The sequence below is a fragment of the Segatella maculosa OT 289 genome (genome assembly GCF_000243015.1).
In the GTDB taxonomy this organism is placed as follows: domain Bacteria; phylum Bacteroidota; class Bacteroidia; order Bacteroidales; family Bacteroidaceae; genus Prevotella; species Prevotella maculosa.
Genome location: NZ_JH594501.1, coordinates 275,771 through 294,431, shown reverse-complemented (window position 1 = coordinate 294,431; position 18,661 = coordinate 275,771). Strand labels below are relative to the sequence as shown.

The following is an 18,661-nucleotide window of genomic DNA, read 5'->3' as shown; positions in this document are numbered from 1 at the left end:
AAATGCTTATATTTGTACCGCTAAAAAGCGCAAACACAAAACAAACAAAGCATGAATAAAATCAACACCCGCATCAAACGAACGCTGGTTACGGCCGGTTTGGCATCGTCTGTCGCACTATTAAACGCAGTAGAACAGCCCAAAGAAGGGGTCAAAAACAATCCATTGCTGACCCATAGTGCCTTGCTTTTCGCAGCACCCGACTTCAGTTGTATCCATGAAACCGACTATCTGCCGGCACTGAAAGCGGCTATTCAAGCGCAACGCAAGGCTATCAAACGCATTGTGGACAACAAACAGCGACCCACTTTCGCCAATACCATCGTGGCATATGAGGAAAGTGGGCGACTACTCGATCATGTTTCGAGCGTATTCTTCTGTCTGACGGGTGCCGACAAGACCGATGTCATTGCCAAAACCGAGAAAGAAATCATTCCGCAACTGACCGATTTGGAGAACGAAATCACGTTCAACGCCAAACTGTTCAGCCGCATCAAATACGTATATGACCGCGAACGCGCCACATTGAAAGGCGAAGACCGCAAGCTGTTAGATGAAATCTACAAGCAGTTTGTACGTTCCGGTGCCCTGCTTTCAGCCGACAAGAAGGCCCGCATGGAGCAAATCAACAAGCGGATTGCCGAGCTTCAGCAGCAATGGGGCACCATGTTGCCCGACGCTACCAACCATGCAGCGGTGTGGGTTGACAACAAAGACGAGCTGAAAGGGCTGAGCGAGGCCGACATTGCCCAGTGCCGAAAAGACGCAGAGCGCCGCGGTGGAAAGGCACCTTATTGCATTGTGATTGTCAACACCACCCAACAAGCCATCTTGACTCACCTCGAAAACCGCGATTTGCGCCGCCGCGTGTTCGAAGCCTCGCTGCATCGGGCCGACGGAACGGGCGCGTTCAACACCTATCCTATCGTGGTGGAGATAGCAAAACTGCGGGCCGAGAAGGCCGAACTCATGGGCCATAAGAACTATGCGGCCTACTCCTTGGAGCGTACCATGGCCAAAACGCCCGACAATGTCTATGCTTTCTTGAAGCAACTCATTGCGGCCTACAGGCCGAAAGCCGAGGCCGAGACACGCGCTATCGAGGACTTTGCCCGCCGAAGTGAGGGACAAGACTTCCGACTTCAGCCCTACGACCGCTTCTATTACTCGGCCAAGATGAAGCAAGCACAGTATCGTTTCGCCGAAGACGACGTGAAACCCTACTTCAATATCGACAGTGTGCTCGTCAATGGTGTGTTCTATGCCGCCCAAAGAGCTTACGGATTGACCTTCAAGGAACGCAAAGATATCCCGACATATCACAAAGATATGCGTGTGTTCGAGGTCTTCGACAAAGACAAACGCCCCCTTGCTTTGTGGTATTGTGACTACTTTCGCCGGCCAACAAAGCGTGGGGGAGCATGGATGAGCAGCTTTTCCAAGCAGAGTAAATGGCGCAAACAACAGCCCATTATCTATAATGTATGCAACTATGCCAAGGCACCTGAGGGGCAACCCACGCTGCTGACGTGGGACGAAGTGACTACGATGTTCCATGAATTCGGCCACGCCTTGCACGGAATATTGTCCGATTGTAAGTACAATATGCTTAGCGGAACGGCCGTAGCACGCGACTTTGTGGAGATGCCCTCACAGTTTAACGAGTTCTTTGCCACTGTTCCTGAGGTCTTTAATCACTATGCAAGGCATACGAAAACGGGCCAACCAATGCCCGAAGACCTCAAGGAAAAGATGCTCAAAGCCATCAATTTCCAACCCGCTTACGCCTTGGGAGAGAACTTGGCTGCCACATGTTTGGACATGGCATGGGCCATGTTGCCGGCCAAGAACGTGCCGACAGCCGGCCAAGCAGCGGCATTCGACCGTGAAGCGCTTCGTGAAATCGGTCTCTTGGACGTGCAGGTTCCGCCCCGATATGCCACATCTTACTTCAATCATGTATGGGGTGGAGGCTACGCAGCGGGCTATTATAGCTACCTGTGGACTGAGGTTTTGGCCGACAACATCGCTTCTTGCTTCGCCAAACGCGGCGCATTGAACCCCGAAGTAGGCCAGGATTTCCGCAAAAAAGTGCTCAGTCGTGGCAATACAAAGGACCTTATGCAAACCTTTACCGACTTCACTGGCCTGAAAACGCCTGATGTTTCGGCATTAATGAAGGCAAGGGGAATGTAGAAGAACGCTGAATGAAGCGTCGCACATGGTAGATTATGAACGATAAAATCATCTTTTTATGCTGAAAATATTGCTGCAACTGTGGTGGACACAGAAGCGAAGAACGTTTGATTGGAAGCGCATGGGCATCTTCATCTATATGGTGCTGTGCGTGGTTGTCGGCCTTGTTGTCGGCCATTGGCAGGGAGGAAGCAATCCTTTCGAGGCCATTCGAAGCGACAATTTAGAGCTCATTATCGTCCCACTTGTGGTCATGTTCTCTCCCATGGAACTGTTGATGAAGTTCCTTTTGAAGACAGATGCCGCCGGAATGGACGATTACTTGCGGTCTAAACCCGTCCCGCAAGCCACGTGGAATCGCTTTCTTTTGGTGCTCAACTTGCTGGATTACCTCAATTGGTTCATTCCTATCATGGTCTTCGGACTGTCATGTTTGCTCATGTCTGCAGGCTATGCACTGCTCGCTTTCGGTCTTTCGCTGACGCTAAACATTGCAGATGGCCTGCTAATCACAGGGCTACGGAAGGCCCAAGGCTGGGAATATAAACTGCCGTTGTGGCTGATGTTGCTCTTCTACTACTGTCTGGCGATACCTTTCATGATTTTCTTTATGAGCTGGTTCGGGCCCTTTGGCAGCGTTGTGGCATGGTTCCTTGCCACCTTGGGCTTTGGGGCAACCGTCTATGCCTACCTTTGTTACGTCAAACATTACAATGAACAGCGCGGCCAACAAGCCAAGGCTGGGCGCATAGGTGGCTCATCGCTCTTCAGTATGGAGTACATTTCGCTGCTCCGTTCCAAGCGTTTGCGCACGGGATACCTGACACTTGTCGTCGTTATGACGCTGCAAGCCTATCTCCAAAATCGCACGATGAGCGACGAAATCGGCGAGAGTGCCATGGCGGGAATATTCCTTTTGCTGGCCGTTATGTTCTCTTCGATGATGCTGGGTCAATGGATCTTCGGCATTGAAGGCAACTTCTTCCATGGCTTGATGACCAAACCTGTGTCGGTATATGGCATGCTTGAGCGCAAATTCCTATTCTTTTTGCTGCTCGATTCCATTACAGCTGTGTTGCTTATTCCGGGCATTTTCCTTGGTTATTGGACGACGATGGCGTGGCTTTCCACCCTTCTTTTGGGTGCAGGTTCCAACGTATTGCTGTTGCCCACCTGCCTTTTCTCCAAGCGCATCGACCTGTTTTCGTCGGCATTCTTCAATTACCAAGGGGCTAACATGGGCGTGAATGTCTATGGATTTGTTGTCCTTATCCCGGTGGCGGCCTACGCGTTGTTGGCCATTTTCATAGACAATGCCTTGGTGGTTTACGCCATCACGGCCGTGCTCGGCCTGCTTTTGCTGGGCACGTCTAAGGGAGTGCTGCGCTTGGTTGCCCATAAGTTCATGGCGAAAAGGTACAAACGAATGGAGGATTTTATGAAATAAAGTCACAAAAGCCTCCCCCTACCCCTCCAATGGAGGGGAGACTGAGATAGAGAACCAATCATTATCGTGAATTATAAATGAAGAATTGTGAATGATGAACTGCGAATTAAACATTAAGAACCTCAAGAAAGTCTACGGAGACAAGACGGTTATCGACATTCCGGAGCTGACCATACACGCCGGAGAGCTCATCGGTCTCGTGGGAAACAACGGGGCCGGCAAGACGACCCTCATGCGATTGATGCTCGATTTGATTAAAGCTGACGACGGATATGTGCTAAGCAACGGCATGAAAGTGAACGAAAACGAGGCTTGGAAGCACTATACAGGCTCGTTTATCGACGGCCGTTTCCTGATAGATTTCTACACCCCGGAGGAATATTTCACCTTTATCGGCAACGTGTACGGCCTATCGAAGGAGACCATCGACGAGCGATTGGCCAGCTATGCGCCCTTGATGCACGACGAAATCCTCGGCACCAAGAAGTATATCCGCGACTTTTCGGAAGGCAACCGACAGAAGATTGGCATTCTCGGTGCCATGATTATCAACCCCGAAGTGCTCATCTTAGACGAGCCTTTCAACTATCTTGACCCGTCGTCACAGATACAAATCGCCAAAACCATCCATCAAGTGAACAAGGAAATGGGCACGACTGTCGTCTTGTCGAGCCACAATCTGAACTTTGTTTCAGACATTTCATCACGCATTTTGCTGCTCGAAAGGGGCCTACTCATCAAAGATTTGCCCAATGAAGAGGGCAGTGCAATGACCGAACTCAAGGCTTATTTCGGAGCCGAATAAGGCAGTCACTCCACAAACAGCCCGCTCTCAGCACATTGAGAGGGGAATATCAGCGCGCAATGTGACAGGGCGGAGAATGTAGGGACGCACGGCTCGTGCGTCCACTCAAGGCGAAAGAAACGCAAATACACGATTGTTGGAGCGGACGCACAGGTCGTGCGTCCCTACATAGAGTCGAGCGGCTCATAGTGTCAGGCCCGTTGATAATCAACGACTTGGGCCTTGCGTTTCAATCTCAGCCATTTTACCGTGCAATAAGGCTGACATTAGCGTGCAATAAGGCTGATATTGCGCGGTAAAATGGCTGAAATGATTTTGCAGGGCGACGCATCTTAGATTTCAACCGCTGTGCCCATGCACGTTAATGTAATTTAGCGTAGAAAAGTTTCGCAGTCTGTTTATTTTTTAGTATCTTTGCAATTCAATCACACTATTGAAAGAAATGGCAGAAAATCTAAACACCGAGGCAAATTATTCTGCCTCGAATATTCAGGTTCTTGAGGGGCTTGAAGCTGTGCGTAAGCGTCCGGCTATGTACATAGGTGACATCAGTGAGAAGGGACTTCACCATCTTATCAACGAGACAGTGGATAACTCTATCGACGAAGCCATGGCAGGTTACTGCACAGATGTGGCGGTTACGCTCAACGAAGACGGCTCGGTTACGGTCGAAGATAACGGCCGTGGTATCCCTGTGGACGAGCATAAGAAGCTCCATAAGTCGGCTCTTGAGGTCGTGATGACCGTACTTCATGCCGGAGGAAAGTTCGATAAGGGTTCTTATAAGGTGAGCGGTGGCTTGCATGGTGTAGGTGTGAGCTGCGTGAACGCACTCTCTTCGCACATGCTTTCCCAAGTGTTCCGCGACGGAAAGATTTACCAACAGGAGTATGAAAAGGGCAAACCGCTCTATCCGGTCAAGGTGATTGGCGAGACAGACAAGCGAGGTACGCGGCAACAATTCTGGCCCGACCCCGCCATTTTCACCACAACAACCTTTAAATGGGACATCGTTGCCAGTCGAATGCGCGAGCTGGCGTATCTCAATGCGGGTATCCGTATCACGCTGACCGACCTCCGTCCCAACGAAGAAGGCAAGACCCGGCAAGAGGTTTTCCATGCGAAAGACGGACTGAAAGAGTTCGTTCGCTACGTAGACCGGCATCGCACGCATCTCTTCGACGATGTGATTTACCTGAAAACCGAGAAGCAAGGCATTCCTATCGAGGTGGCTATCATGTATAACACCGACTATTCGGAGAACATACATAGCTATGTGAACAACATCAACACCATTGAAGGAGGAACCCATCTCACGGGTTTCCGTGCCGCACTGACCCGTACTTTGAAGACTTATGCCGATGCAGAGCCTACCATTGCCAAGCAGATTGAGAAGGCAAAGATAGAGATTGCGGGCGAAGACTTCCGCGAAGGACTCACCGCAGTCATCTCTATTAAGGTGGCAGAGCCGCAGTTTGAGGGGCAGACAAAGACCAAATTAGGTAACAGCGAAGTCTCCGGAGCAGTTCAACAAGCCGTGGGTGAGGCCCTTTCAAACTATCTGGAAGAGCACCCGATTGAGGCAAAAAAGATTTGTGAAAAGGTGGTTTTGGCTGCCACGGCCCGCATCGCTGCGCGCAAAGCCCGCGAGAGTGTGCAGCGAAAAAGCGTGATGTCGGGTGGCGGTTTGCCAGGAAAACTGGCCGATTGTTCCAACAAAGACCCGAAAGAATGCGAGATATTCCTTGTCGAGGGCGACTCTGCGGGAGGCTCAGCCAAGCAAGGTCGCGACCGCTATACACAGGCCATTCTTCCGCTAAGAGGCAAGATTTTGAACGTAGAAAAGGTGCAATGGCATCGCGTTTTCGAGGCAGAATCCGTGATGAATATCATACAAAGCATCGGCGTTCGCTTTGGTGTTGAGGGCGAAGATGACCGCGAAGCCAACATCGACAAGCTGCGTTACGACAAGATTATCATTATGACCGATGCCGATGTTGACGGCTCTCACATCGATACGCTCATCATGACGCTCTTCTATCGCTTCATGCCAAAGGTCATAGAAGACGGACATCTCTATATTGCCACGCCGCCTTTGTATAAGTGTTCCTATAAGAAAGTGAGCGAATATTGCTACACCGAGCAGCAGCGTCAAGCCTTTATTGACAAGTATGTTGAGGGAAAAGAGGACGACAAAGCACTGCATACGCAACGCTACAAAGGTCTCGGAGAGATGAATCCCGAGCAACTTTGGGAGACAACCATGGACCCCTCGTCGCGTCTTCTGAAGCAAGTGACGATACAGAATGCGGCCGAAGCCGACGAAATCTTCTCAATGCTGATGGGCGACGACGTGGAACCGCGCCGCGAATTCATCGAACAGAACGCCACCTACGCCAATATCGACGCGTAAGACCGGTCAAACCTGCTATTTGTCGGGAGGGTGTGTCAAGCCGACACAGCCTCCTTTGATTTTAAATATCCGCCTCTGAATGAAAAGAGATAGGGATGTCATGAGCGTGAGACCCGGGTCTCGTGAACGCGAGACGGGGATGTCACGAGCGTGAGACCCGGGTCTCACGGACGCGAGAGGGGGATGTAATTCAAAAAAGAGGGGGATGTAATTGAAAAGAGAGGGGGATGTAATTGAAAAAAGAGCCCCCTCTGAGTGCAAAAACCAATGTGACGGCCTCGTTACATATTTATTTTTGTTCCTTGTTATGGTTAAATGGCTTTTCGGTTTTGTGTTCTTCTTACAGGCAACGGCCCTGCATTCGCAAGGCTTTCTGCCCCGATGGATAGGCTGTGCCGAGCCGGATTCCACCTCGGAACTATGGTTTCGGCATACCTATCTCTGCGCGGGAAGACCGCGTTTTGCCGCGATTGAGGTCACGACCACAGGCTTTTTCGATCTTTATGTGAACGGCTATAATGTGTCGACCGACAGCCGTATGCCGTTCAGACCGCAGGAAAAAGACGACCAGCCGATATGCCTTCGCTTCGATGTGACGCGCTTTTTGCGCCCCGACAGCAATACGATTGCCCTGTGGTATGGCCCGTCTTATCCGCATGTTCAGCCGCGACAGGTGGCCGTTTCCTATTTCGGAAGGGGGCACGACGACCGTTTCTTCAGTTTCACGGCAGATGAGAACTGGCTTTGTCGCAAGGCGTATATCGGCCTTGACAGCGTGGGTGGCGAGGTATTCCGTGCGCCCGATGCCTGTCAGAGAGGGTGGAACGGCTCTGATTTTGCCCCTGCCTGCTGGCAAGGGGCTACTTGTCGGCCTCCCGATTGCACGCGAAAAACGGATTACCGCGAGGTGTGTTATCCTGCCGAACGCGTCGCAAAGGTTCTTATTCCGGCCTATCGTGTCGTGGAAGGCGACACGGTCTGCTATGAATTTCAGACAGGTTTCTACGGCTATGTGAGGGCGACGCTGCGCAATGCCCATAGGGACTCGTGGCTGAACATCAACGGTCTGCGCTATCAATGCCGTGGAGAAACGGACGAACAGGCCTATCGGAAGTTCACAAGAGGACTGTTCCGGCGGGTTTGGGCCACGGGTGACGGTCCGTTTAGAAGTAGTCGTATCGAGCGTATCGAGGGCATCGAGACGCGCTCATACCTGCACTTCGGTTGGCAATAACCCCGCTTCTTTTTGCCGAAAATGGCCGAAGATATTCCTATTTTTATTACTTTTGCAAACAAAGACGAGTGCTATGACGGATATGAAAGAGATAACCGTGGCCTCAGCCCTACAGCTTCACAAGGGCAGCCACATAGAGAATGACCTCCTTTTATTGGACGCTTTGGCCGCACTTCCACTGCCCGAAGAGCCCAGAAGAATGGGATGTCTGTTGCTGGCGCTGTGCACTTCGGGCACGGCTCGCTACACTGTTGACACCATACAACATGTGGTTCGCCCCAAAGATATCATCATTATCAGCCCCGGACAAGTTACGGATGACTACGATTTAAGCGAAGATTGCAACGGAATAGGGCTCATGTTGTCCGACCGTTTCTTTAGGGAAAGCATCTCAGGCATACACGAATTGTCGTCTCTTTTCTTGTTTTCAAAGAACCATCCTGTATGCGAACTCCGGCCAGAAGAGGTCGAAATGCTTAGCAATTACTTCCATTTGTTGAAGCAAAAAGTCGATAATAGCGACCACCATTTCCGTGTGGAAACGGTGAAATCTCTGCTTCAAACGCTCATTTATGACATCAGTAATGCCATCTATCGCATTCAAAACAGCGAGAAACACAAGCACTCTCGCAGCGAAAAGATATTCTTCGACTACATCGAACTCGTTGAACGTAACTTCCGACATGAACGGCGTGTGGGCTGGTATGCAGCGCAATTGAATATCACAGCGAAGTATCTTTCGGAGTCGGTAAAGGCCATCAGCCGCCGAACCCCCAATGCTTGGATTGACTATTACGTGACGCTTGAAATGCGGGTGATGCTAAAGAACACCGCAAAGAGCATCAAAGAGATTGCCAACGAGCTGCATTTCTCCAACCAAAGCTTTATGGGAAAGTATTTCAAGGAGCATGTCGGCATGTCGCCGTCACAATATAGGAAGACGTAAAAAACAGACTTAGGGCCCCATCTGTTTGAAATATTATCCTTACCTTTGCAACCCAAAACTGAAAAAGACGAATGATAACATGAATAAAAAGATGGTTCAGGAAAAAGGGAAAGGACTTCATGCCCGTAAGAACAGCCATGTCAGCAGACTTTTCTACCTGTTTATTGGGCTCATTATTGCACTTCCGACACAAGCCCAGATGCTTTTCTCGGAAAACATGACGATGGCTATCGACAGTACAAAGACCATACAAGGCTCACTACAGCCGGTTGTCGACTTCAAAACAGAGAAAGAGAATGTGCTCACTCTTAAAAATACGGCTAATCTCAACCTGTTGATCAACCGAAACCGCGTAGTAAACCTCATCAATAAGCTCGAATTCTCTACTTATGGCAAGAAAATCACGGTGAGCGGAGGCTATGTGCATGCCGAATATCGCTACCTGCTTCATCATGCTTTCGAGGTTTACCCCTATGTTGAGTCGCAATGGGCAGGCAGTCGCGGTATGACTTTCAAGGTATCTTCAGGGTTGCAATCGCGTTACCGGCTGGTGAACTCCGCGCATTGCCTCATGTTCGCAGCCATAGGCGTGTTCTATGAATTCGAAAAATGGGAATATCCCGACCCACCCGTAGGCATCAGCGACCACGCTTACAGCCGCAGTGTGAAGAGTCACCTGTCACTTAGTTTCAGACATTCAATCGGAGAACATTGGGAACTGACCACCACGGCTATCCATCAGGCTAAACCTGACAGCTATACCAAGTGTGCCCGGTTCGGTGGTGCTGTGGATTTGGCTTATCATATCACGCCAAAGATAGGCATTCGTGGTACTTATCGCATCATTTATGACACATCTCCCATCGTTCCCATACGCAAAGATTATACCACTGTCGATGCCGGTATTGACATAGCTTTCTAAGAAAGCAAACAAATCACAGGCATACAGCGGCATAATTTCCCTATGATTAGGTTTTAATTGTGCGCATAACTATAGTCATGGAGCCTTAAATGAGATGCAGCTTCCTCTGGCTTTCCTCCTTCGGCGGGGGAGAGGGAGGCTTTAAAGGCTTTTATTTGTCTATCATTTCCTCTATTTCCTTGGCCGCTTCGCACAATTCTGCATACCAATCTTCGCCGAAACGGCGGACAAGAGGACCTTTCAAGAACTTGTAAACAGGCAGGTTGAGAGCCTCACCTTTTGCGACTGCGTCCTTGCAAATAGCCCATTTGTGATAGTTGATGCCCACAAGTCCGTGGCCAAATTCCTTGGTGCGGATAGGATAAAGCGCACAGGAAGCGGGCTTCACAAAGCGTGTCTTGCCTGCGCGATGGGCGCGTTCGAGTGCACAAAGGCAGCATCCGTCCTCGTAACATGTGAAGACACAGTCCTTACCGCCCACGATACTCGTCACCAAATCGCCCTCTATATCGGCATAAGCCACGCCTTGTTTATCGACAACGGCCTGTGCCGAGGCACTCATATCGGCCCAAACAGCGTCCAAAGTCTCCTCGATTTCGTTGATTTCCTCCAGCGTAACAGGAGCCCCGGCATCGCCTTCTACGCAGCAAGCTCCCCTGCATTTGTCGAGGTCGCAGCAGAATTTCTCCGTAATCACATCGGGAGAGACCAGCACGCTGCCTATCTGTATGATGTGCAAATCCTCTTTTTTCATAATGTCTTTTGTTGCTTTGAGGGCTTATTGCATATAGAATATTCCGCACGAGGCGTGCGGAATACGACAATATAGCCCACTATCCCACACTCCCTCCCCTTGGGGGAGGGCCATGGAGAGGTATCTGGAGACCCCGGGGTAGGCTTTTACCAAGCTATTTCCTGCTCTCCTCGTTCCCTTAAATATGCATTACACTGCGAAAAATGATGATTTCCGAACCACCCACCGAGTCTTGCTGAGCGTGGAGAAGGGTGAACTGACTCTAAAATGCAATGCTTATTGTGGTCGATAAGATACTTTTTCCCTTGGGCAAATCTGCCCCATAGCATGAAAACAAGGCCGTTCTTGTGGTCGTTCAAGGCCTTGATAGCTGCATCAGTAAAGGTGGTCCAGCCCAATTGTTGATGGCTGTTGGCCTCGTGTGCACGCACGGTCAGTGTGGCATTCAAGAGCAAAACGCCTTGCTTGGCCCACCGTGTCAGGTCGCCATTCGGCGGCATCGGCTTGCCAAGGTCGGCCTCTATCTCCTTAAATATATTGATAAGTGAGGGCGGCATCGACACACCTTCGGGCACAGAAAAGCTCAAACCCATGGCCTGCCCGGGCCCATGATAGGGGTCTTGCCCAATGATTACCACCTTCACTTCATCGAAAGGACAGAGGTTGAAGGCGTTAAAAACCAGCTCTCCCGGCGGATAACACGTGCCACGTCGGTATTCTTCGTGAACCGCTTTCGCAAGGTTTGCAAAGTAAGGCTTGTTGAATTCTTCACCAAGATACCTACTCCAACTCTCTTCAATCTTTACCATTGGCTTATTTATTATCTGAAATCAAACATTCACCTGTCATGTCCGACGGCTGTTCCAAGCCCATGATGTGCAGGATAGACGGCGCAACATCAGCCAAACGGCCGCTTTTCACGGTCGCAGAATTATTGTCGGTGACATAGATGAACGGCACGGGATTGAGCGAATGTGCCGTGTTTGGCGTTCCATCTTCATTGATAGCATTGTCCGCATTGCCGTGATCAGCGATGATAAGTGCCTCATAATCGTTAGCCTTGGCAGCCTCGATGACCTCCTTCACACAGTGGTCTATGGCCCAAACGGCCTTGGCAATAGCGTGGTAAACGCCCGTGTGACCGACCATATCTCCATTGGCAAAGTTGACAACAATGAAGTCATAGATGTTCTTATTGATGGCAGCAATGAGCTTATCTTTCACTTCAAAGGCACTCATTTCGGGCTTTAAGTCATAGGTAGCCACCTTAGGTGAGGGCACAAGAATGCGGTCTTCGCCCTCGAAAGGAGCCTCACGTCCGCCGTTAAAGAAGAACGTTACGTGGGCATACTTCTCGGTTTCAGCCGTGTGAAGCTGCTTTTTGCCGAGCCTTGATAGGTATTCTCCCAACGTATCCTTCACGTTTTCTTTCGGGAAAAGCACCTTTACGTCCTTGAAATTTGGGTCGTATGGCGTCATACAATAGTACATTAAGCCCTTCACAGTAGCCATACCTTCCTCGGGCATATCCTGTTGCGTGAGTACTTGTGTCAGCTCTTTAGCACGGTCATTGCGGTAGTTGATGAAGATAACGACGTCGCCCTCGCCAATCGTTCCGTCGACCTTGCTGTTGTTGATAGGCTTGATGAACTCGTCGGTCACGCCCTCGTCGTAACTTTCCTGCATGGCTTTCACCATGTCGTCTGCCTGTTTTCCCTCGCCTTTCACCAGCAAATCGTAGGCTTCTTTCACGCGGTTCCAACGCTTATCGCGGTCCATTGCGTAGAACCGCCCTACGATACTTGCGACATGGGCGCCGTTCTTTTCGCAACAATCCTGCACCTCTTCGATGAAACCTTTACCGCTCCTCGGGTCGGTATCACGGCCGTCCATGAAGCAATGCACGTAAGTTTTGGTGCCATACTCCTTGCCGATCTCGATCAATTTGAAGAGATGAGCGAGCGAAGAGTGCACACCTCCCGTCGAAGTAAGGCCCATCAAGTGAAGCTTCTTACCAGTCTTTTGCGCGTAAGAATAGGCTTCTACGATGCCCGGGTTCTTCAATATCGCACCGCTTTCGCAGGCTTTGTTGATTTTCACCAAGTCTTGATAGACAATCCGTCCGGCCCCGATATTGAGGTGACCTACCTCAGAATTGCCCATCTGGCCATGCGGAAGACCCACGTCTTCGCCCGAAGTGAGCAACTGAGAATGCGCAGAAACCGCATTCAGATAGTCCAAAAAAGGAGTCGGTGTGTTGTAAATCACGTCGCCTCGTCCATGTTTTCCGATTCCCCATCCATCGAGAATCATCAATAAAGCTTTCTTTCCCATAATCTAATAAACTTAAAATCTAATATCCTGTGTCCTGCAAAGTTAGTGTAATCGGGCGAGAAAACAAAGAAGTTGCGCCCGTTTTTTTCACAGACACATCATGTCTTTAGTCAAATCTCAGTCAAACTGTTTCCGAGAACGGTCAGAATCGGTTGAGTTCGTTGCTCACTTTGCCTTTGAAATTGTATTGTTCAAGCTTTCCCCAACCTATCGAATAGCTTGCTCCGATGGTGACTCTGAGCCAGTCGAAGCGGTCGGGACGCGACCAATTCTCTATTCCTGCCATGCGAAGGCGGGTGATTTTAAGCGTGGTATAATCGCCATTGAGGTTCACTCTGAATGGACCAAACGACCGACTCAGGCTCATTTCCATTCTCCCGCTACCTGATGTGCGGCTGTAAACGCCTTTCGAAGGGCTATAATAGCCTGCACCGAACGAAGATTTGATGTCCCAAGGCAAATCGGCCATCATGCTGCCGCTTATTCTGAAGCTGTTGCTGTAGGCAGAAAGGCCGTTCATTTGGTCGTGAGAGAACGAATAGCCCATACTGCTGGTCATTCTGACCTTCTTGCTCAGCCTGATCGGCGCATAGAATGACGCACCGAAGCCGTTGTTACGCGAACCATAGGTGGGAATATAGCGGTAGACATTCTCGCCCACCACCTTTTCGTAGACATTTGTAATGCCTTTACTGTTGCTGTAGCGCACGGATAACCGATAATCTTCAAAAAGTGAGAGGGCAGCTTCAGCTTCGCCGGAGGTCATGGCACGCAGATAGGGATTGCCGGTCGTGTAGGATTGGTCGCTTTTCCACTCTTTTGCCGGGTTCAGATAGAACATGTGGGGGCGGGAAATGTTGCGGTTGTAACTCATTGATAGGCTGTGGCCGCGCCGGGGATTCAAAACATAGCGCCATTTTGCCTGCCCCAGCCATTCACCATAGTTGTTGTGTACCTCAATACTGCTCGTCAAGGAGTTTGGCGTGGCCTGCGTGTATTCGTAGCGCAGCCCTATGGAATATTCAAATCGTTTGTTCACGCTGTGGCTGTAGCGACCGTAGGCGCTGAATTGGTTTTCGGTGTAGTCGTAATCGTCGCGTTCGGGCGTATTGTTTTCCGTTCGTTGCGTTCTGAAACGGCCCGACATCCGCACATAACCGGCCCCATAGCGCAGCATGATGCCTTGCCCGAGCCGCTGCATGCCGTAAAGTCCGGCGTCCACAGCCGTCGTTCGCGTCCGATTCATATTGGAACGGTCGCTTAGGGTGCCCGTGTAGTCGGTCATCAAAGCCCAGTTGTTGCTGCGACGGTAGTCGTATTTCAGTTCCGAATAGATGCACCAATAGCCTTTCTTCCACCGATGGAGGAAGTCCAAATAGCCTGCTATGCTGTTTGAATTGAGGCGCGTGGTGTCTGCGGTGGCCATCGATACGCCTTTATTCGATCCTTCAGCGATGGTGGTCAGGCTGTTCCAGTCGCTTTGATTGGTGATATGATGGCCCGTGACTTCGACGGATAGCTTGTCGTTTTTCGTGAAATCGTAGAACACACTGAGGTCTACATCAGGCGAATGCTTCATTTTTAGCAGGCTTTTCCGGACACTTTCGGTCTGCAGATGGGTGTCGTAAAAGGTTGTACCCGAATATTCGGGCCGGTGTTTTCCCCATACCATCCAGTCAAAAACAGAGAGGTTGACCGATACCTTCCCATGGTTCCATCTCAAGTCAATACTGGGGGCGTTGTTACGGAGCTGTTTTCCGATCACCATACGGTCGCCCAACGAAAGATTTCCGCCGTTGCTCACTTTAACCGTCGTGATATAAATCACAGCCTTACCCATCAAGCTACTTCCACCCTCCACACCAACGTTGTTGTTGATACGGATTTGCTCGATTCTTTTGCCCGACAAGCCGAAGAGAATGCTGCTGGCAATGCTCCCATCCATGTTGATACGCTTCCCATCTATGTAGATGGCGGTGACAAGATGGTCGTAAACACTGTACGAATCGCCGCTTTTGCTGACGCCGGGAAGGAAAGGCAATATCTCATCGGCACTGCGTTTGCGAAACATTTCGTCGGTGTTTATCTTCGTAGTGTAGCCATCCAAGTCGTAAACCGTGCGCTTAGCAACCACCGAAACCTCCGGCAAAGCCGTGCTGTTGGGCTGCATTCGGATGGCCGGCAGCGTCATGTTGTGCTTCACGCTCACTGCGGTTGAGAGTGGCGCATAGCCGATGTTGCTCAGCCGCAGACGATAAGAGCCTGCGGGAAGCAGGCTCTTGAATTGTCCGTTTTCGTTGGTTGTCGCCGCTTGTCGCTTGGTGGTGTCGGCCAAATTCAGCAGCAACACGGAGACGTTTGGCAGCGGTTTATCGTTATTGTCGGTGATGCGGCCGTTTATGGCACAAAGGCTGTCACGTCCATTTTGTGCATTTGCCGTCAAAGCAAACAACAATAAAACAGCGAGAAAAGCCCTCTTTATATTTTTCATAACATGGAATTTTTATGTGCTTCCACTCTTTGAGGAGCAAAGCATATAATGAATTAGTAATTAGACATCGTCTTTTCTTGATATTTTTCATCTCGTATCCGTCAGCAAAATAGCTGACAGATACGAGAAAGATAGATTAGGGTGCGTCTTTCTTCTGTTTATCTTTGTCTATTTTGCCCGTCATGGTTCCCACTTGTTTAGCCTTAATGGAAAAAGGGCAATTTGTGCACTGAAACACCCAAATGGTTTCATCTTCCTTAGTGGGTGTACCTACAAAATCAGAATGACCACATCTTGGGCAAATTAGATTAAACATAGGACTTGTTTCATTTTCATGTTGAATCCAATTCCATTTCCAGCTAAAAGACTCAACAGCTTTGTTTGGTTGAAGACTAAACGCTGCGCATGAAGCGCTCACCATCAGCATAGCTACTACCAAAAAGTGTTTCATTTCTGTAAGGTTTTAAGTTAAAATTTAATGTAACATCACAAAGGTATATATAATTTTTGAATTAAACAAAGAAAACGACAAAAAGAATAATAACGTATGAAAAATGTTCTTAATGCCATTCTATCACTGTTTTGTGCCGTAATATCAATGTATTATCATTTCCGTTCAATGGTCTTAAATACTTATTTTGTAAAATTTATTCATTGAAAACAGGGGTATTCGGTCGTCACCATCTGGAGAAGAAAAACCATGGAAATCGATTTTACGAGATAATGAAAATCGGATTGCGGGATAGTTTCAGTCATTTTTCCTCTCAACATCTGTCATTTTGCTTAGCTATCTCACTCATTTCCCGCGCCGGAATGGGCGATATTAGAAAGCAAAATGAACAGGACGACCGAGAGAAATGGCTGACATTGTGTCGCTATTTTCCAAGAATTGTGCAATCAATTGACTGACAACGGGTTATGGATTGACTTAAAATGCGTATATTTCGGCTAAGGAATCGTTTTCGTTTTGAATACGCAAGTTATGCGAGGCTACTTGTAAAGGAATTTCATATAATGCTTCGAGCAATCCTAAAAGGGGCATAAAATGTGCAAGGCTTACAGCGCTGATACGGTATGAACCACTTGTTCCCGATGCTTGTATACCCGAAGTAGGAAGGAACAGCTTGTGTGTTTCCGTTTATCCAAAGCGTTTCGGCATGCCCGATGGTCCGGATTGAGGGGCTGAAGAATAGAAAGTATATTGCTGCTCGATTGAAATTAAACGGCGAAAAGTTTGCATACTACAGAATAAAGTCGTAATTTTGCAGCGTTCAGTGGAATGAGGAGCTCCGAGAGAGTTCCTCATTTTAGTTTAATATAACGTGTATGATTGACAAAAACGTCGTAAAGAAATTCGTAGACGAGTGGCTGTCGGACAAGGAATACTTCCTTGTTGGCATCGAAATCAGCCCGGATGACAAGATTGTTGTTGAGATCGACCACGCCGATGGCGTTTGGATTGAAGACTGTGTTGCGCTGAGTAGGTATATCGAAGAGCGTCTCAGTCGCGACGAAGAAGACTATGAATTGGAGGTAGGTTCAGCCGGATTGGGTCAGCCTTTCAAGGTGGTTCAGCAGTATATGAACTTTGTTGGCAAGGAAGTCGAGGTGATGGATGCCGACGGAAAGAAGTATCAAGGCGTGCTGAAAAGCGTTGATGGCAATGATTTTGTGGTCACCGTGAATGAGAAGGTGAAAGTGGAAGGCAAGAAACGTCCGCAACTGATGGACGTTGACCATGCTTTCAAGATGAACAATGTGAAATATACTAAATACTTAATAAGTTTCAAATAAAGCTATGGCAGCAAAAAAGATTGATGAGAATCAGGTCAGCATGATCGACACTTTCCGTGAGTTTAAGGAAACAAAGAATATCGATCGCACGACATTGGTGAGCGTTTTGGAAGAGAGTTTCCGCAATGTGCTTGCCAAACTATTCGGCAGTGACGAGAATTTCGACGTCATTGTGAACCCCGACAAGGGCGACTTTGAGATCTATCGGAACCGCATGGTCGTGCCCGACGGAGAGGTTGAAGACGAGAACAAACAGATAGCACTGAAGGAAGCTCAAAAGATTGAGCCCGATTATGAGGTGGGAGAAGAAGTCTCGGAACAGGTGAATTTCGCGAAATTCGGGCGTCGTGCCATTCTGAACTTGCGGCAAACGTTGGCCTCAAAGGTGTTGGAATTGGAGCATGACACGCTGTATAACAAGTATAAGGACCGCGTGGGACAGATCGTTTCTGGCGAAGTTTATCAGGTTTGGAAGCGTGAAGTGCTCATCGTAGACGATGAAAATAACGAGCTGATTCTGCCGAAAAGCGAGCAGATTCCGGCTGATATTTACCGCAAAGGTGAGACGATTCGTGCCGTCATCTTACGCGTTGACAATGAGAACAACAATCCCAAGATTATCCTTTCGCGCACAAATTCCATGTTCTTGGAGCGTTTATTGGAGGCCGAAGTGCCTGAGATTGGCGACGGACTTATAGCCATTCGCAAGATAGCCCGCATGCCGGGAGAGCGTGCAAAGGTTGCCGTTGAGAGCTTCGATGACCGCATTGACCCCGTTGGGGCATGTGTGGGAGTGAAGGGAAGTCGCGTATATGGCATCGTTCGTGAGCTGTGTAACGAGAACATCGACGTGGTGAACTACACCTCAAACATCAAACTTTTCATTCAACGTGCATTGAGTCCGGCCCACGTAAGCAGCATTAATATCGATGAAGAGAACCACAAAGCCGAGGTTTATTTGCAGCCCGAAGAAGTCAGTTTGGCCATCGGTCGCGGGGGAATGAACATCAAGTTGGCCTCGATGTTGACCGAGTTCACCATCGATGTGTTCCGTGAAGTGCCCGAAGGTGAGGCCGATGAGGACATCTATTTGGACGAATTCTCCGACGAAATCGACCAATGGGTGATTGATGCCATCAAGAGTATCGGGCTGGATACGGCCAAGGCTGTGCTCAATGCACCGCGTGAAATGCTCGTAGAGAAAGCCGATCTTGAGGAAGAAACCGTTGACCATGTGCTCAATGTGCTGCGGACCGAGTTCGAACAGTAGGCACGTGGGGAGGCAACACCATCAGAAAACAGAAACACCCTAATAAAGAAAAAGG

Annotated in this window: 14 protein-coding genes; 9 read left to right on the top strand and 5 right to left on the bottom strand. The window is 49.2% G+C overall.

All coding sequences use genetic code 11. The features are described from left to right. The first annotated feature begins 51 nt into the window (after positions 1 to 51). From HMPREF9944_RS03390 to HMPREF9944_RS03360, 7 genes are all read left to right on the top strand, one after another. The gene (locus HMPREF9944_RS03390) at positions 52 to 2,196 is read left to right on the top strand and encodes a M3 family metallopeptidase (protein WP_008564452.1); all 2,145 of its coding nucleotides are present in this window, start codon (positions 52 to 54) and stop codon (positions 2,194 to 2,196) included. 58 nt (positions 2,197 to 2,254) lie between these two features. Further along, positions 2,255 to 3,643 (top strand): DUF5687 family protein, encoded by a 1,389-nt coding sequence (locus tag HMPREF9944_RS03385; RefSeq protein WP_008564451.1) that lies wholly within the window; start codon positions 2,255 to 2,257, stop codon positions 3,641 to 3,643. A gap of 91 nt (positions 3,644 to 3,734) precedes the next feature. Beyond that, positions 3,735 to 4,448 carry an ABC transporter ATP-binding protein gene (locus HMPREF9944_RS03380; RefSeq protein ID WP_008564450.1) on the top strand — a complete coding sequence of 238 codons (714 nt, stop codon included), beginning with the start codon at positions 3,735 to 3,737 and terminating at the stop codon, positions 4,446 to 4,448. A gap of 442 nt (positions 4,449 to 4,890) precedes the next feature. Beyond that, positions 4,891 to 6,861 carry a DNA topoisomerase (ATP-hydrolyzing) subunit B gene (gyrB, locus tag HMPREF9944_RS03375; RefSeq protein WP_008564449.1) on the top strand — a complete coding sequence of 657 codons (1,971 nt, stop codon included), beginning with the start codon at positions 4,891 to 4,893 and terminating at the stop codon, positions 6,859 to 6,861. A gap of 307 nt (positions 6,862 to 7,168) precedes the next feature. Beyond that, the gene (locus tag HMPREF9944_RS03370; RefSeq protein WP_044113297.1) at positions 7,169 to 8,095 is read left to right on the top strand and encodes an alpha-L-rhamnosidase; all 927 of its coding nucleotides are present in this window, start codon (positions 7,169 to 7,171) and stop codon (positions 8,093 to 8,095) included. Between the two features lie 73 nt (positions 8,096 to 8,168). Next, entirely contained in the window at positions 8,169 to 9,041 is an 873-nt protein-coding gene (locus tag HMPREF9944_RS03365) for an AraC family transcriptional regulator (protein ID WP_008564447.1), read from the top strand. 79 nt (positions 9,042 to 9,120) lie between these two features. Next, complete coding sequence (locus tag HMPREF9944_RS03360; RefSeq protein WP_044113296.1) at positions 9,121 to 9,963, top strand: DUF481 domain-containing protein; 843 nt, start codon at positions 9,121 to 9,123, stop codon at positions 9,961 to 9,963. A gap of 151 nt (positions 9,964 to 10,114) precedes the next feature. Here HMPREF9944_RS03360 and HMPREF9944_RS03355 read toward each other — a convergent pair whose 3' ends face one another. The 5 genes from HMPREF9944_RS03355 to HMPREF9944_RS03335 all read right to left on the bottom strand — a co-directional run bounded on the left by HMPREF9944_RS03355 (position 10,115) and on the right by HMPREF9944_RS03335 (position 15,993). Then, entirely contained in the window at positions 10,115 to 10,717 is a 603-nt protein-coding gene (locus HMPREF9944_RS03355; RefSeq protein ID WP_008564445.1) for a DUF3109 family protein, read from the bottom strand. A gap of 146 nt (positions 10,718 to 10,863) precedes the next feature. Continuing rightward, positions 10,864 to 11,526: a uracil-DNA glycosylase gene (ung, locus tag HMPREF9944_RS03350; RefSeq protein WP_008564444.1), complete on the bottom strand. Its 663-nt coding sequence runs from the start codon at positions 11,524 to 11,526 to the stop codon at positions 10,864 to 10,866. A gap of 4 nt (positions 11,527 to 11,530) precedes the next feature. After that, entirely contained in the window at positions 11,531 to 13,051 is a 1,521-nt protein-coding gene (gene gpmI, locus HMPREF9944_RS03345) for a 2,3-bisphosphoglycerate-independent phosphoglycerate mutase (RefSeq protein WP_044113295.1), read from the bottom strand. A 142-nt stretch (positions 13,052 to 13,193) separates the two neighbouring features. Continuing rightward, positions 13,194 to 15,542: an outer membrane beta-barrel family protein gene (locus tag HMPREF9944_RS03340; RefSeq protein WP_008564442.1), complete on the bottom strand. Its 2,349-nt coding sequence runs from the start codon at positions 15,540 to 15,542 to the stop codon at positions 13,194 to 13,196. 136 nt (positions 15,543 to 15,678) lie between these two features. Continuing rightward, positions 15,679 to 15,993 (bottom strand): hypothetical protein, encoded by a 315-nt coding sequence (locus tag HMPREF9944_RS03335; protein ID WP_008564441.1) that lies wholly within the window; start codon positions 15,991 to 15,993, stop codon positions 15,679 to 15,681. An 875-nt stretch (positions 15,994 to 16,868) separates the two neighbouring features. Here HMPREF9944_RS03335 and rimP point away from each other — a divergent pair. Together rimP and nusA are read left to right on the top strand one after the other, a co-directional pair. Continuing rightward, positions 16,869 to 17,336 carry a ribosome assembly cofactor RimP gene (gene rimP / locus HMPREF9944_RS03330; protein ID WP_008564438.1) on the top strand — a complete coding sequence of 156 codons (468 nt, stop codon included), beginning with the start codon at positions 16,869 to 16,871 and terminating at the stop codon, positions 17,334 to 17,336. Between the two features lie 4 nt (positions 17,337 to 17,340). Next, entirely contained in the window at positions 17,341 to 18,606 is a 1,266-nt protein-coding gene (gene nusA, locus HMPREF9944_RS03325; RefSeq protein WP_008564436.1) for a transcription termination factor NusA, read from the top strand. Positions 18,607 to 18,661: the final 55 nt, after the last annotated feature.

What these genes read in the sequence shown, in the direction of transcription:
- HMPREF9944_RS03390 (WP_008564452.1), top strand. Translation starts at nt 52, where the DNA reads ATGAATAAAATCAACACCCGCATCAAACGAACGCTGGTTACGGCCGGT.
- HMPREF9944_RS03385 (WP_008564451.1), top strand. Translation starts at nt 2,255, where the DNA reads ATGCTGAAAATATTGCTGCAACTGTGGTGGACACAGAAGCGAAGAACG.
- HMPREF9944_RS03380 (WP_008564450.1), top strand. Translation starts at nt 3,735, where the DNA reads ATGATGAACTGCGAATTAAACATTAAGAACCTCAAGAAAGTCTACGGA.
- gyrB (WP_008564449.1), top strand. Translation starts at nt 4,891, where the DNA reads ATGGCAGAAAATCTAAACACCGAGGCAAATTATTCTGCCTCGAATATT.
- HMPREF9944_RS03370 (WP_044113297.1), top strand. Translation starts at nt 7,169, where the DNA reads ATGGTTAAATGGCTTTTCGGTTTTGTGTTCTTCTTACAGGCAACGGCC.
- HMPREF9944_RS03365 (WP_008564447.1), top strand. Translation starts at nt 8,169, where the DNA reads ATGACGGATATGAAAGAGATAACCGTGGCCTCAGCCCTACAGCTTCAC.
- HMPREF9944_RS03360 (WP_044113296.1), top strand. Translation starts at nt 9,121, where the DNA reads ATGAATAAAAAGATGGTTCAGGAAAAAGGGAAAGGACTTCATGCCCGT.
- HMPREF9944_RS03355 (WP_008564445.1), bottom strand. Translation starts at nt 10,717, where the DNA reads ATGAAAAAAGAGGATTTGCACATCATACAGATAGGCAGCGTGCTGGTC.
- ung (WP_008564444.1), bottom strand. Translation starts at nt 11,526, where the DNA reads ATGGTAAAGATTGAAGAGAGTTGGAGTAGGTATCTTGGTGAAGAATTC.
- gpmI (WP_044113295.1), bottom strand. Translation starts at nt 13,051, where the DNA reads ATGGGAAAGAAAGCTTTATTGATGATTCTCGATGGATGGGGAATCGGA.
- HMPREF9944_RS03340 (WP_008564442.1), bottom strand. Translation starts at nt 15,542, where the DNA reads ATGAAAAATATAAAGAGGGCTTTTCTCGCTGTTTTATTGTTGTTTGCT.
- HMPREF9944_RS03335 (WP_008564441.1), bottom strand. Translation starts at nt 15,993, where the DNA reads ATGAAACACTTTTTGGTAGTAGCTATGCTGATGGTGAGCGCTTCATGC.
- rimP (WP_008564438.1), top strand. Translation starts at nt 16,869, where the DNA reads ATGATTGACAAAAACGTCGTAAAGAAATTCGTAGACGAGTGGCTGTCG.
- nusA (WP_008564436.1), top strand. Translation starts at nt 17,341, where the DNA reads ATGGCAGCAAAAAAGATTGATGAGAATCAGGTCAGCATGATCGACACT.